General features: G+C 72.6%; 8 protein-coding genes and 3 pseudogenes. 5 read left to right on the top strand and 6 right to left on the bottom strand.

The genetic code is table 11. The features are described 5' to 3' along the window. Window positions 1-993: 993 nt before the first annotated feature. From E4N62_RS23245 to E4N62_RS23235, 3 genes and pseudogenes are all read right to left on the bottom strand, one after another. Complete coding sequence (locus E4N62_RS23245) at window positions 994-1,587, bottom strand: HhH-GPD-type base excision DNA repair protein (protein ID WP_230217338.1); 594 nt, start codon at window positions 1,585-1,587, stop codon at window positions 994-996. Between the two features lie 126 nt (window positions 1,588-1,713). Continuing rightward, window positions 1,714-1,958 (bottom strand): annotated as a pseudogene (locus tag E4N62_RS23240) (SIP domain-containing protein); the annotation flags it as partial. Between the two features lie 168 nt (window positions 1,959-2,126). Beyond that, window positions 2,127-2,608: pseudogene (locus E4N62_RS23235) on the bottom strand (siderophore-interacting protein); the annotation flags it as partial. Between the two features lie 79 nt (window positions 2,609-2,687). On the opposite strand from E4N62_RS23235, the gene E4N62_RS23230 reads away from it, so the two are divergent. The 4 genes and pseudogenes from E4N62_RS23230 (at window position 2,688) to E4N62_RS23215 (ending at window position 8,707) form a co-directional block, all read left to right on the top strand. Further along, a complete protein-coding gene (locus E4N62_RS23230) occupies window positions 2,688-5,033 on the top strand; it encodes a penicillin acylase family protein (protein ID WP_230217336.1) in 2,346 nt (781 codons plus the stop codon). Then, entirely contained in the window at window positions 5,023-5,652 is a 630-nt protein-coding gene (locus tag E4N62_RS23225) for a GNAT family N-acetyltransferase (RefSeq protein WP_230217334.1), read from the top strand. The genes E4N62_RS23230 and E4N62_RS23225 overlap by 11 nt, the downstream gene beginning before the upstream one ends. A 28-nt stretch (window positions 5,653-5,680) precedes the next feature. Continuing rightward, window positions 5,681-6,028: pseudogene (locus E4N62_RS23220) on the top strand (cupin domain-containing protein); the annotation flags it as partial. 594 nt (window positions 6,029-6,622) lie between these two features. Further along, a complete protein-coding gene (locus E4N62_RS23215; RefSeq protein ID WP_230217515.1) occupies window positions 6,623-8,707 on the top strand; it encodes a copper resistance CopC/CopD family protein in 2,085 nt (694 codons plus the stop codon). Window positions 8,708-8,807: 100 nt separating this feature from the next. Here the strand turns inward: E4N62_RS23215 and E4N62_RS23210 are convergent, their stop codons facing one another. Beyond that, window positions 8,808-9,836, bottom strand: coding sequence for a DUF72 domain-containing protein (locus tag E4N62_RS23210; RefSeq protein WP_230217332.1), 1,029 nt, complete (start codon window positions 9,834-9,836; stop codon window positions 8,808-8,810). A 99-nt stretch (window positions 9,837-9,935) separates the two neighbouring features. Beyond that, a complete protein-coding gene (locus tag E4N62_RS23205) occupies window positions 9,936-10,916 on the bottom strand; it encodes a TauD/TfdA family dioxygenase (RefSeq protein WP_230217330.1) in 981 nt (326 codons plus the stop codon). Between the two features lie 234 nt (window positions 10,917-11,150). Here E4N62_RS23205 and E4N62_RS23200 point away from each other — a divergent pair, with 234 nt between their 5' ends. After that, a complete protein-coding gene (locus E4N62_RS23200) occupies window positions 11,151-12,101 on the top strand; it encodes an NAD(P)-dependent oxidoreductase (RefSeq protein WP_230217328.1) in 951 nt (316 codons plus the stop codon). A 173-nt stretch (window positions 12,102-12,274) separates the two neighbouring features. Here the strand turns inward: E4N62_RS23200 and E4N62_RS23195 are convergent, their stop codons facing one another. Further along, window positions 12,275-13,642, bottom strand: a complete 1,368-nt coding sequence (locus E4N62_RS23195) for a cation:proton antiporter (protein ID WP_230217326.1) — start codon at window positions 13,640-13,642, stop codon at window positions 12,275-12,277. Window position 13,643: the final 1 nt, after the last annotated feature.

Here is a 13,643-nt window from a genome sequence, read left to right as displayed (position 1 = left end):
TGGGGCGACCGGGCGGGGCGTGGCGCGGTTCTGCGGTCCGGGGGCGCTCCGAGCAGGTCGCACTCGGCCGCGGGGAGTTCGCTCGACAGCGCGAGCGGGAGGGAGGGAGCGGCGTGGGTGGCGGGGACGAGCAGGACGATGGTCAGCGCGAGCACCCTCAGCCAGACCCTGCGCCGGGCGTACCGCCTGACTCGGACACGCGGGTGTCCGTGGGGCGGGAGCGGGCGATGGGGTGCACGGGGGATGTTTTCCAGGGTCGGGTGTACGTGTACCGGGTGAAGCCGGGGAATCGCTCGGTCGGCGTACGGGGAAGGGGTGGGGTGGGGAGAGGGGTGGGGGCAGGCGGGGCCGCGGGCGAGGTGGTCTCGCTGTCGCCCGGTACCGGCGGCCAGGCGGCTCCTCTACGGCCGAGCGGCCACCCCGACGGGCCACCCCGGCGGCCTGGCGACCACCCCTGCGGCTCCCTGACCCCCGGGCTCTTCCCGGCCTCCTAAACTCCCGTGCCTACCGTGCCTCCCGCCTTCGCGTTTCGGCCTTTCGAGCGCCGATTCCCGGGCCTCCCGGCCTCTTGGCTGCAGCCTCCGAGTCCTCCAGGTCTTTGGCCTGTCGGCTTTTGGGGCCCGGCCTTCCGGCCTTCCGCGCTCCCGGGAATTTCGTGGCCTCCAGGCCTTGTGCTCTTCCGAGAGCCCGGGCCTCCCGAGCCCCGGCCTCCTGGCTTCCGAGTTTCCGAGTCCTCCAGGTCTTTGGCCTGTCGGCTTTTGGGCCCCGCCTCCCCGCCTTCCACGCTCCCAGGAACCTCGCGGCCTCCCGGCCTTGTGCTCTTCCGGCGCCCAGGCGCCCGGGCGCTGAGTCCTCAGGTTCTCGGCTTTTCGGGTTTCCGCGCTCCCAAGCCTTCCGGCCTTCCGCTCTTGCAAGCCGCCCCGGGCCTCCCGGCCCCCGCGTTCCTGACCGGCTCCGCTCTATTTCAGGCTGCCGGGGGCGACCGGCGCCCCGTTACTTGCCGGAGGCCTTCGCGGCTTTGGCTGCTGCTTTCATCTCCTGTTTGTACGCGCGCACCTTGGCCAAGGATTCGGGTCCCTTGATGTCGGCCACGGAGCGGAAGGAGTCCGGGTCGCCGTACGAGCCCGCGGCCTCGCGCCAGCCGGTGGGGTGGACGCCGAGTTGTTTTCCGAGAAGGGCCAGGAAGATCTGGGCCTTCTGGTGGCCGAAGCCGGGCAGGGATTCGAGGCGGGCGAGGAGTTCCTTGCCGGTCGTCACGTCCTGCCAGACCGCGCTCGCGTCACCGTCGTAGTGCTCGACGAGGTACTGGCACAGCTGCTGGATCCGTTTCGCCATGGAGCCCGGGTAGCGGTGGACCGCGGGCTTGGTGGACAGCAGTGCGGCGAAGGACTCCGGGTCGGTCGCCGCGATCTCGTGGGCGTACAGGTCGTCGGCGCCGAGGCGTTGGGCGATGGTCCAGGGGCCCTTGAACGCCCACTCCATCGGTACTTGCTGGTCCAGCAGCATGCCGACCAGCGCGGCGAGGGGACTGCGGCCGAGGAGGTCGTCCGCCTCGGGATCCTGGGCGAGGTGAAGGGTGACGTTCATGCCCCGATGATCACCCGTCACCCGCCGGGCCGCAGCCTGGCCCCGGATCGGCTTCACCGGGGCGACGGACTTGGGCGCGGTCGTGTGTGGTGGTGGGGGTGGGGGAGGACGGGGCGTCGGGCGTCGTCAGGGGCGCCAGTAGCCGAGGGCGTGGATGCGTTGCTTCGGCAGGCCCAGTTCCTTGCGGAAGTGTGCTGTCAGGGAACGGGTCGTCGCCGTGTCGCAGGCGATCCAGACGTAGGGGTCGGGGTGTCGGCGAGCAGGGCGGGGGTGTCGGCCTTCACCTGGGCGATCAGGCGTGCGCCGGCGTCCTGACGGGAGATCGGGCGGACGTCGTGGCGTGAGGGATCGACACGGAAGGGGAGGCCGTCGACGCCAGGGACAGCGCCCGTCCCCGAGCCGACTTCCGGCCCAGAGCCGCCCTCCGGCCCAGAGCCGCCCTCCGCCCCCGCGCCGCCCCCGGCCCTGAGCCGGCTTCCCTCCCTGAGCGGACGGCCCTGGATGCCCCCACCGGCCCCGAGGTCCGCGTCTCGCGTGTCGCCCCGCGTCCGTAGGGGTCTCGAACCAGATCGTCGCCGGGGTCGAGGGAGGGCGGTGAGGAGGGAGTTGATGGCGGGGAGGGAGGCCGGGTCCCCGATGACGAGGAGGTGGGAGGGGCCGGGTCGGGGTCGGTGAAGGCGGTGCCCTGGACCGTGGCCTCGATGGTGTCACCCGGCTTCGCGGCGCGAGCCCAGTCGCTGGCGTGACCGTCGTGGAGGGCGAACTCCAGGCTGAGGGTGCCGGCCGCCGGGTCGGGGTCCACGAGGGTGTACGCCCGCTGGTGCGGCTTGCCGGCGGCGTCGAACCAGAGGCGGACCCACATCGTCGGATGGACGCCGGTGACCGCGAGCATGCCGCCGTCGGTGAGGTGGATCCGGCGGTAGTGCTCGGTGACTTGTTCCGCACCGGTCACCGTGAGGACGAAGTCCTTTCCCCGGAGCAGTTTGAGGACCGCCCCCTCCCAGCCGTGCCCCTGCCCCATGGCTTCCGCACCCTTCACGTACGCTTTGATCACAGATTGCTTAGGTGAGGCTAACCTAAATCACAGGCGGGATACAGGGATGCGGGACATCAGCGGTGTGCGGGGGCGAGGTCGGGGGAGCGATTCAAGCCACGCGAACCACGGAAGCAACGCGAGCCATTCGAGCCATGCGGCGTACGGGACTTTCCGTGATGCCTGGGGCATTCCGCATCTGCGCGCCGCTGACGCCCGCGCCCTCGCCCACGCCCAGGGCCGGGTCACGGCCCTCGACCGGGCCTGGCAGCTGGAGGTCGAACGCCACCGCGTCCAGGGCACCTCGGCCGCCTTCCTCGGCGTGGACTCCCTCGGCTGGGACCGGTTCGCGAGACGGGCGCGTCTGGAGGACACGGCCCGAAGATGCTTCGCCCGGCTGGAGCGTACGGACCCGCAGAGCGCCGACTGGGTCCGCGCTTACGTGGAGGGCGTGAACGACGGACTCGCCGAGGGCGCCCGGCGCACGCCCGAGTTCGCTCGTGCCGGGCTCGTGCCCGGGCGCTGGGAGGCCTGGCACCCGCTCGGGGTCTGGATCGCCACGCACATCCTGTTCGCCGGGTTCCCGGCCAAGCTCTGGCGCGAGGAGGCCGTACGGCATCTCGGCGCCGACGCGATCGGACTCTTCGCCACCGACGGGCCCGCCACCTCCGGCAGCAACGGGTGGCTCGTCGACGGGTCCCGGACGGCCACCGGACAGGCCGTCATCGCCGGTGATCCGCACCGGTTCATCGAGGAGCCCGGGGTCTACCAGCAGATCCACCTCTCCTGCCCCGAGTTCGACGTCGTCGGCCTCGCCGTCCCGGGGATGCCGGGCATCGCCCACTTCGGTCACACCGGCGACGTGGCCTGGGCCATCACCAACGCCATGGCCGACTACCAGGATCTGTACCGGGAGCGGCTGCGGGTGAGGGTGCGCGAGCAGGCCGGCCACCGGCCCCGGGCCGGGGAGGGCGGAGATGTCGTCGAGGCGCTGGACCCCGATGGGGTGTGGCGGGCCGTGCACCGGCACGTGGAGGTCATCGAGGTCGCGGGCGGGGAGCCCGTCGAGGTCGAGGTGATCGAGACCGCTCGGGGGCCGGTCGTCATCGGGGGCCTCGGCACCGACCCCGCTCCGGGTGACTCCGAGCCGGTCGGTCCCCTCAGTCTCCGGTATCCGCCGCGGGTCACCGGGGAGCTCGGGATCGAGGCGCTTCTGCCGCTCCTCCGGGCCCGTGAGGTCGCCGACGTGGACCGCGCGTTCGACCGGTGGGCCGAGCCGGTGAACGTCGTGCAGGCCGCGGACACGCGGGGCGGGGTGCTGCACCGGGTGGCGGGCCGGGTGCCGGTGCGGAGCCGGGACAACCGGACGCGGGTGGTCGCGGCCTGGGAGCCGGGGCACGAGTGGGAAGGGTGGCACGAGACGCCGTACGGCACGTTCGAGGACGGTGTCGCGGTGATGGCCAACCAGCGTGGCCCGGCGACCCCGTTGGGCGTCGAGTTCGCTCCGCCGCACCGGGCGGAACGCATTCGCGCGCTGCTGGACGAGAAGCGGGTGTGGTCCGCCGCGGACATGCCCGCGATCCACATGGACACCCATCTGGCCTCCGCAGGGCCCCTGTTGGAGCGTGTGGCCGCCGTCACCACCACCGACGCCGCCGCGGCCGTGCTGCGCGAGCGGCTGCTCCGGTGGGATCGGCGGATGGGGGCCGACAGTGTCGACGCGGCGGCGTACGCGGCCTTGCGGGGGGCCGTCGTACGGCGGCTCGCCGCGGAGCCCGCCTTCGCGGCGCTCGCGGTGCCGCCGACGTACCCCGAGGTCTTTCGCCCGTGGCTGTCGCTGACCGTGCGGATCGGGTTCGCGCTCGAACATCTGCTGAGGGCCGAGGAGTTGTACGGGATCGACCGGGACGCGCTCGTGCGGGAGGCGCTGGAGGAGGTCGCCGGCCTCGGCACGGGGCGCTGGGGCGACAGCCACAGGCTCGTGCCGTGGCGTGCGCTCCCGGACGACGACGCGGACGGGCGTCCTGGCGGCGGCACGGACGAGCGTGCCGGTGCCGGTGCCGACGGCCTTCCCGGCGACGGTGCCGGCGGCCGTCCGCCCGTCGCCCCCGAGCCGGGGCTCGCCGGTGATCACGACTGTGTGCTCTGCACCTCCGCCGTCCCCGGCATCACCGACCTCAGCGCACGTGGGCCCGCCGCCCGGTACGTCTGGGATCTGGCCCGGCGCGAGGACAGCCTCTGGGTGGTGCCGTTCGGGGCGTCCGGCGTCGGCGGATCGCCTCACCACCGCGATCAACTGCCTCTGTGGCTCAGGGGAGATCTCGTACCGGTCGTCACGGACTGGGACCGGTTCACCAAGGACGACGACGTCGACGTCGACCACAGCAGTGAGGAGAAGCGCCATGACCGTTGAGTCCCAGGAGCCCCGTGCGTCGTACGCCGATCGTGCGGCCGTGCACGAGCAGGAGGCGGGCGGGTTCGGGACCGTGCGGATCCTGCCGTTGGACGCGAAGGCCGACGCCGCCGTGGTGCACGGCTGGGTGCGGGAACCGAGGGCCGCGTTCTGGGGCATGAACGGGCTCACGGAGGAGCAGGTCCGGGAGATCTACGAGGGCCTGGAGGCCTTCGACACGCACCACGCCTACCTCGCGGTGCGCGACGGCGAGCCCGTCGGGCTGCTGCAGACGTACGAGCCCGAGGCCGACCGGGTCGGCGAGTGCTACGACGTCCAGCCCGGGGACATCGGCGTCCATGTGCTGCTGGCGCCCGCCGGGGAGGCGGGAGCGCGGCCGGGGTGGTCGTCCGCGGTGCTGGCGGCCTTCACCTCGTACGTGTTCGTCGGGCTGGACCGGCGGCGGGTGGTCGTCGACCCCGACGAGCGGAACGAGAAGGCGATCGCGCGGTTCACCCGGCAGGGGTTCGAGTCCGGGCCGGCCGTCGTACTGCCGGAGATCGATCTGCCGGAGGTGTATCTGCCCGAGAAGCGGGCCCGGTTGGCCTTCCTGCGGCGGGAGACCGTGCTCGGTCAGTAGTTCGGGTGGTGGGCGTAACCTCGGGCGGATGACTCCCGAAGACCTCATAGCGCACTACGAGTTGGAGCCCATACCGCGCGAGGGCGGACGTTTCCGTCAGACGTGGGCCGGGCCCGAGCGGGGTGACGGGCGGCCCGAGGGGACCGCGATCGTCGCCCTGCTCACCACCGAACCCGGCGACTACTCCGCCCTGCATCGGCTGCCCGGCGACGAGATCTGGCACTACCACCTCGGCGATCCGCTGCGGATGCTGCTGCTCGCCCCGGACGGGTCCTCGCGGATCGTCGTCCTCGGGCCGGACGTGCTCGACGGACAGCACGTGCAGTACGTCGTGCCCGCGGGGACCTGGATGGGGGCGCGGGTGCTGGGCGGTGGTGGGGGCTGGACCTTGTTCGGGTGCACGATGGCGCCGGGGTTCACGTACGAGGGGTACGAGCACGGGGACGCCGCGGAGCTGGCTCGGCTGTACCCGGACCGGGCCGCGGAGACAGGGAGCTGGGGCGGGCGTAGGGACGACGGCGGCCAGGGGCGGGACGTGGCGGGACGTGTGGCGGGACGGGGCGTCACGTCGTCGGGGCTGGAGCGGAGGGTGCGGATCGCGTTGAACGCGGCGTTCGCGGTGTGCGTACCTGTTCGAGGAGTCCGAGAGCCGGCGACCGTGGATCCGGAGCACTACGTGGACCGAGGCAGGTACAGCGACCCCGTCGACGACATGGCCAAGGGCTGGGGCTGGGACGAAGGCCGTACCCGAACCCAGGAATGGGAAGGGGACTGGGCGCGGGAACGGCAACGGGAACGGGTCGAGACCGGCGGCGAGGACAGAGGCGTGAGGCGACATGACGGAACCGGCGGGGCCACCGGCGGATCCGGAGGCCGGACGGCGACCTCTCTCGAGGGTCGGGTCGGAGGCCGGGGCTCCGGACGGGGCGGAGGGCCGGTCGGTCGGCGGGACCGAGGCGTTCAGCGCCTGGTGCTGCTGGGCACCGTGCTGGTCCTGTTCCTCCTCGGCGGGGCGGGCACGGCGTCCGCGCACGCCGCTCTCAAGGGAAGCGATCCCGTCGACGGAAGCGTCCTCGACGCCGCTCCCCGCGATATCACCCTCCGCTTCACCGAGTCGGTAAGCCTCCTGGAGGACTCCTTCCGCGTCATCGACCCGGAGAACCGGGCGGTCGACACGGGCAAGCCGGGGCGCGCGGGCGGCCGGGCCGACACGGCTCGGGTCACCCTCCCCACCGGCCTCGGCGACGGCACGTACACGATCGCCTGGCGGGTGATCTCGGCCGACAGTCACCCCATCTCGGGCGCCCTGATCTTCTCCGTCGGCGAGCCCTCCGCGATCGCCGCGGCCCTCCCCGCCGACCTCACCGAGGACCCGCTCACCTCGTCCCTTTACGACATCACCCGCTACTTCGCGTACGGCGCCCTCGCCCTGCTCATCGGCGTGACCTTCTTCCTGGCGGCCGTGCTCGGCGGGCCGAGCGAGGTGCTGCGCAAGCTGCTGCTGTCCGGCTGGCTGGCCCTGCTGCTGGCCTCGGCGGCCCTGCTGCTGCTCCGTGGACCGTACGAGCGGGGCAGCGGGATCGGGGCGGCGCTCGACCTCTCCCTGCTGCGCGACACGCTGGTCAGCCGGCCGGGACTCGCGCTGCTGGCCCGGCTGGGCCTGCTCGCGGTGGCCGCCTTCCTCCTCGTACGCGTACGTCGTCAGGGGGACCGGCAGGAGTGGGGGAAGGGCGCGCTCGTCTGCGGTGCGCTGCTCTGCGTCGGTCTCGCCGGGACCTGGGCGGCCGCGGAGCATGCCTCCGCCGGTATCCAGGTGCCGGTCGCGATGACCTCCTCCGTGCTGCATCTGCTCGCCATGGCCGTCTGGTTGGGCGGGCTGACCGCACTGCTGACCGTCCTGTACCGCGCGCCGAGGACGCTGACGGCCGCCGTGGTCCACCGGTTCTCCCGGCTCGCCTTCGTCTCGGTGGTCGTCCTGGTCGTCACCGGCGTCTACCAGTCCTGGCGCGGCCTCGGCTCCTGGTCCGCCTTCACCTCCACGGCATACGGGGAGGTCCTCGTCGCCAAGCTGGTCGCGGTGCTGCTTCTGCTGGCGGCGGCGGGGTTCTCGCGGCGCTGGACGGGCCGGGTGGGGGCGGCCGAAGGGCGGGAGCGGGGTGAGGTTCGTGAGCAGGGAGAGGTGCGTGAGTCGGGCGAGGTTCCTGAGCAGGCTGGCGCGGCCGTGCCGGCGGCGGTCTCGGCGGCTGTGGCGGTCTCGGCGGCGGTGAAGGTGACGGCAGGGGTGTCCGAGCGGGTGCCTGAGCGGGTGCCCGAGCGGGTGGGGCCGGCAAGGCGGCCGACGCTGCCGATGACGCCGCCGACCGGGCTTCGGGTGGTGCGGGCGATCAGGGGAGGGCGAGGGCTCGTCGGATGCGGCGAGGCCGGTGAGTGCGGCGAACTCTGCCGACACGTCGGTCCCCTCCGGCTCCTCCACCCCACCTCCTCCGACTCCTCCACCTCCTCCGACTCCTCCACCTCCTCCGACTCTTCCACCTCACCGTCTCCCGAGGATTCCCCCGGCGATCTGCCCCGCCAGGGGCTCAGGCGCTCCGTGCTCGCGGAGTTCACCGTCGCGGTCGTCGTGCTGGTGATCACCACCGTGTTGACGGGGACCCTGCCGGGGCGGGCGGCGGCGGAGATCGCCGACGAGAGCGCGGGGCAGGCGGCCGGCGGGGTCACGGCCTCCTCGTCGACGGTCCCCTTCGACGTCGGCACCCCGAACGGCCACGGCAAGGTCCAGATCGACCTCGGTCCGGGGCGGGTGGGCAAGAACTCCGTGCAGGCCGTGGTCTTCGGCCCCGACGACGGCATCGCCACCGTTCCGGAACTGCGTCTCACGTTCACCCTGAAGTCCCAGAAGATCGGCCCGATCGACGCGAAGCTCACCGACCGCGGCGGCTACTGGGCCACGGACACCCTCCAACTCCCCCTGCCCGGCAAGTGGACGATGAAGCTCACGGTCCGCACGACGGACATCGACCAGGTCACGGTGGAGAAGTCGGTACGGGTGAGCTAGAACCTGACCGGTGGGCTCTCCGTGGCCCTTCCGTGGCCCTTCCGCGGCCTCTCGGCGGCCTGTCCGGTTGCGCTCGGTGGGCTTTCCGGTGGCGGTGGGGTCACGTCGTGTCCAGCACCCGGCGCATCGTCTCCGCCGCCCTGACGGCCGCGTCGGCACAGCAGTTGTTGAAGAGGACGTGCAGTTCGTCGACCTGTTCGGCGGCCTCCCGCAACCGGGGTGCCCACACGCGCAGTTCGGCCTCGGAGTACGCGTACCGGAAGCGGTCCTCCTTGCTGCCGGTGCCCCAGGCCGGGCTGCGGCCGTGGAACCGTACGACGGCGAGGTCCCGGGAGGTGACGGGGACGAAGGGCGGCACGGAGGACTCCAGGCCCTGGGCCATGTCGACCCCCACGGCGACGAAGCCGAGCCGGGCGAGTAACGCCGCCGTACGGTCGGCCTGTTCGCCCTGCCACCACGCCGGGTGCCGGAACTCGACCGAGACGGGCCAGCCGGCCGTACGCTGCGCACACTCCTCCAGCGTCTGTTCCGGCGTCCTCTCGGCGAGCCTCCCGGAAGCCCGCACCGACGTGGTCCCGGAAGCCCGGACCGGCGTGGTCCCGGAAGCCCGCGCAGACGTGCTCCGAGAAGTCTTCACCGACGTGCTGAGGGCAGCGGCCCTCCTCGCCCCATGCCCGTTCGCCCCCTCCGGCCCTCGGCCCGGCGCGAACCACGGCGGGAACTGGAACAGCACCGCTCCCACCTTCCCCGCCGCCCGCAACGGCTCGATGGCGTGGGCGAACCGCTCCCAGACCCGGTCCAGTACGGCGGCGGGGGCCCCGCGGCGCAGCTCGGCCCCCAGGGACTCCCGCAGGTCCGCGGGGAGGGCCGCCGGGCGGGTCGGGTGGCCGGTGAGAAGGGAGAACGCCTTGACGTCGAAACGGAATTCGGGCGGGGTCCGCTCGGCCCACAGCAGGCTGTTGCGGCGGCTGGGCAGGGCGTAGTACCCGGAATCCACCTCGACGACCGGGAACCGCTCGGCGTAGTAACGGAGTCGGGGCTCGGGGTCGCGATGGCCGCGTGGGTACCAGCCGCTGGCCAGCAGCGCGCGGTCGGTCCAGGAGCAGGTTCCGACGAGTACATCACCCATGCGGTGCTGGTTACCCGAAATCCGGTCCTGACCACGCCCCGACCGACGACCGCGCGGAACGGGCCGACTCGCCTGCGGCGGGCCACGCGGTCTCCGTCGCTACTCGCTCCGGTCGTGCAGCGGTGCGCCGCAGAGGGACGTGGACGGGGTGCCGTCCACGCCGACCGGCGGGTCCCCGGCGACCATGACCCGGTGCATGATGCGCGGGAAGTCCAGGTGGGCGGTGTCGTTGGGGGCGAGGTGGACGGTGGCGCGGTTGTCCCAGAGGGCCACCGACCCCGGTTCCCAGCGGAAGCGGACCGTGTATTCGGGGCGGGTGATCTGCTCGACGAACAGTTCGAGGAGCAGCCGGCTCTCGGCCCGGGTGACGTCGACGATGTTCTCGACGTAGTACGGGTTGACGTAGAGGATCCGTTCGCCGGTCTCGGGATGGACGCGCACGACCGGGTGGACGGACGCGACCTGGTGGTCCTGGAGGTGGCGGAGATAGGGGTCCGGGCCGGAACGGGCGAGGTAGCCGACGCCGAGCCGGTGCTCGGCGCGCAGCCCGTCGGCGAACCGGCGTACCGGCTCGGACAGGCCCGCGTAGGCGGTCGCGAGGTTCGACCAGGTGGTGTCACCCCCGTACGGGGGCACGCGTTCGGCGCGGAGCAGGGTGAGCGCGGGCGGGTCGACGCGCGCGGTGTGGTCGGCGTGCCAGCCCCGGAGGGTCGAGTGGCGGCGGCGCTCCAGCCATTCGGCCTGGTCCATGCCGTGCTTGCGGCCCAGTTCCTGACGGTCGGCGGTGGTCTCGATCTCGGGGTGCCCGACGGGGGAGACCGAGCCCCGCGACCGCAGCCGGATCGGCTCCCCGAAGCGGCGCGCGAACGCGATCTGCGCGGCGTGGTCCAGCCGCTGCCCCCGGAAGAACACGACCTTCCAGCGGAGCAGCGCCGCGCGGATGCCGGCGACCGTCTCGTCGTCGAGCGGGGCGGCGAGGTCGACGCCGTGGATGTCGGCGCCGATGTACCCGGAGGCCGGTCGTACGTCCAGACCGCCGCCGGTGGGCCCCGTCGGGGACGTGTTCGTGTCGATGCTCACGTGGCCCGGTCTTCCCACGCCACCGCCCGCGCATGCGGCCCGGACGCGAGCTGACCTGATCCCTCAACCCGTCGGGTCCTGACCTGATCCCTCAACCCGTCGGGTTCTGACGTCCCTCGCGTTCAGGTATCCGCCGTGTCCGCCAAGTGACTCCCGCCCGGTGTCGTAGCGGCCTCCATCCCTCCCCGAGCTGCGAAACTGCCAACGCACTGTACGCGGCAGGAAGTTGGCGTCATGACTGACAAGCTCACCGTAAGCGTCCTGGGTACCGGCATCATGGGGGCCGCGATGGCCCGCAACCTGGTCCGCGCCGGTCACACCGTACGGGTGTGGAACCGCACCCCGCAGAAGGCCGAGGCCCTCGCCGCGGACGGTGCGCAGGTCGCCGGAACCCCGGCGGAGGCCGTACGCGGTGCCGACGTGGTGCTCACCGTGCTGTACGACGGGGCAGCTGCCAGGGACGTGATGCGGGAGGCGGGGTCCGCGCTGAGCCCCGGCACGGCCTGGGTCCAGTCCACCACCGCCGGACTGGAGGCCGTCGCCGAGCTGGCCGCACTGGCCGACGAACACGGACTGCTCTTCTACGACGCCCCGGTCCTCGGCACACGGCAGCCGGCCGAGGCGGGGCAGCTGACGGTGCTGGCGGCGGGGCCGGTCGCGGGCCGGGAGACGGTGATCCCGGTGTTCGACGCCGTTGGCGCGCGTACGGTCTGGACCGGCGAGGACGGCGCGGCGGGCACCGCGACCCGGCTCAAACTGGTGACCAACAGCTGGGTGCTGGCCGCCACCAACGCGGCCGGAGAGGTCCTCGCCCTGTCCAAGGCCCTGGATGTCGACCCGCACTCCTTCTTCGCGATCATCGAGGGCGGCCCGCTCGACATGGGATATCTGCGCGCCAAGTCCGCGCTGATCCTCGACGGTGGCCTGTCCCCGGCGTCCTTCGCGGTCGCGACCGCCGCCAAGGACGCCCGCCTGATCGTCGAGGCCGGGGAGCGGTACGGCGTACGCCTCGACGTGGCCGCCGCCGGCGCCGAACGGCTGGCCCGTGCCGCCGCACAGGGCCACGCGGACGAGGACATGGCGGCCGCGTACTTCGCGAGCTTCGCGGAGGGAGAGAGCGAGGGGGAAGGCGAAGGCGAACGTGAAGGCGAGGGAACAGGTGGTTCCGCAGGGGGACGTGGCTGACGCTCCCGCCTCCGGCACCGGAACTCACCTGGGCTGCACTGCACTGCACTGCACTGCACTGCCCCTGGGTGCCCGCCACCGTGGGCGCTGCCGTGCCCGCTGCCGCTGCCCTTACCGATACGGGCCATGCCAGGCCGGGCCGGGCACGCCCTCCTTCCTCAGCCCGCGCGCGGTCACCTGTCGGCCGACACGCCGTCACCTAGTTCGGCCGACACACCGTCACCTGGTTCGGCCGAAGCGCGATCACCTGGACCGGCCGAAGCTGGTTCACCTGGCCCGGTCGGCAGTCCTTGCGCCACGGCCGGCCCGCGCCCACCCCATCGGTCGGTGACCCACATCGCCACCGGCTCCGTCCACCGGGCGGTCAGCGGGCCGACGATCACCAGGATGAGGACGTACGCCGTGGCCAGCGGGCCGAGGGACGGTTCGATGCCGGCGGTGACGGCGAGCCCGGCGATGACGATCGAGAACTCGCCGCGCGCGACGAGCGTGCCGCCCGCCCGCCACCGCCCCTTGGTGGAGATACCGGCCCGGCGCGTGGCCCAGTACCCGGTGGCGATCTTCGTGGCGGCGGTGACGAGGGCGAGGGCGAGCGCGGGCAGCAGTACCGGCGGGATGCTGGCGGGGTCGGTGTGCAACCCGAAGAAGACGAAGAACACGGCGGCGAACAGGTCCCGCAGCGGCGCCAGCAGACTGTGCGCGCCCTCGGCGACCTCACCGGAGAGCGCGATGCCCACCAGGAACGCGCCCACCGCCGCCGACACCTGCAACTGCTGCGCGAGCCCGGCGACGACGAGCGTCACCCCCAGCACGACGAGCAGCAGTTTCTCGGGATCGTCGCTGGAGACGAACCGCGAGATGTGCCGGCCGTAGCGCACGGCCACCACCAGCACGACCCCGGCGGTACCGAGCGCGATGGCCAGGGTCGCGCTGCCCGCCACGAGCCCTGCCCCGGCCAGGAGCGCGGTGAGGATGGGGAGGTAGACGGCCATGGAGAGGTCTTCGAGGACCAGGATGCTGAGGATGACGGGGGTTTCGCGGTTGCCGAGGCGTCCGAGGTCGCCGAGGACCTTGGCGATGACGCCGGAGGAGGAGATCCAGGTGACGCCGGCGAGGACGACGGCGGCGACGGGTCCCCAGCCGAGCAGGAGTGCCATGGCGGCGCCGGGCAGGGCGTTGAGGGCGGCGTCGACGAGTCCGGCGGGGTACTGGGTCTTGAGGTTGGAGACGAGGTCGCTGGCGGTGTATTCCAGGCCGAGCATGAGCAGCAGCAGGATCACGCCGATCTCGGCGCCGATCGCCACGAACTCCTCGCTGGTCCCGAGCGGCAGCAACCCGCCCTTCCCGAAGGCGAGTCCGGCCAGCAGATACAACGGGATCGGCGAGAGCCGGAACCGCCCGGCGAACCGTCCCAGCAGCCCGAGTCCGAGGATGATCGCGCCGAACTCGATCAGGAAGACGGCGGAGGAGTGCCCCGAGGACGACGACTGGGCGAGAAGGAGTGCGGCGGGCTGATCGGTGACGTGGACAGAGAGGTGCATG

It is taken from the genome of Streptomyces sp. MNU76, from assembly GCF_020982545.1.
GTDB lineage: Bacteria > Actinomycetota > Actinomycetes > Streptomycetales > Streptomycetaceae > Streptomyces.
Note: the sequence above shows the minus strand (reverse complement) of the source record. Positions and strands in the feature narration are given on the sequence as shown.

Bases quoted from the DNA above. Each gene is read 5' to 3' on its own strand.
- E4N62_RS23245 (WP_230217338.1), bottom strand. From the start codon at position 1,587: ATGAACGTCACCCTTCACCTCGCCCAGGATCCCGAGGCGGACGACCTC.
- E4N62_RS23230 (WP_230217336.1), top strand. From the start codon at position 2,688: ATGCGGGACATCAGCGGTGTGCGGGGGCGAGGTCGGGGGAGCGATTCA.
- E4N62_RS23225 (WP_230217334.1), top strand. From the start codon at position 5,023: ATGACCGTTGAGTCCCAGGAGCCCCGTGCGTCGTACGCCGATCGTGCG.
- E4N62_RS23210 (WP_230217332.1), bottom strand. From the start codon at position 9,836: ATGGGTGATGTACTCGTCGGAACCTGCTCCTGGACCGACCGCGCGCTG.
- E4N62_RS23200 (WP_230217328.1), top strand. From the start codon at position 11,151: ATGACTGACAAGCTCACCGTAAGCGTCCTGGGTACCGGCATCATGGGG.
- E4N62_RS23195 (WP_230217326.1), bottom strand. From the start codon at position 13,642: ATGCACCTCTCTGTCCACGTCACCGATCAGCCCGCCGCACTCCTTCTC.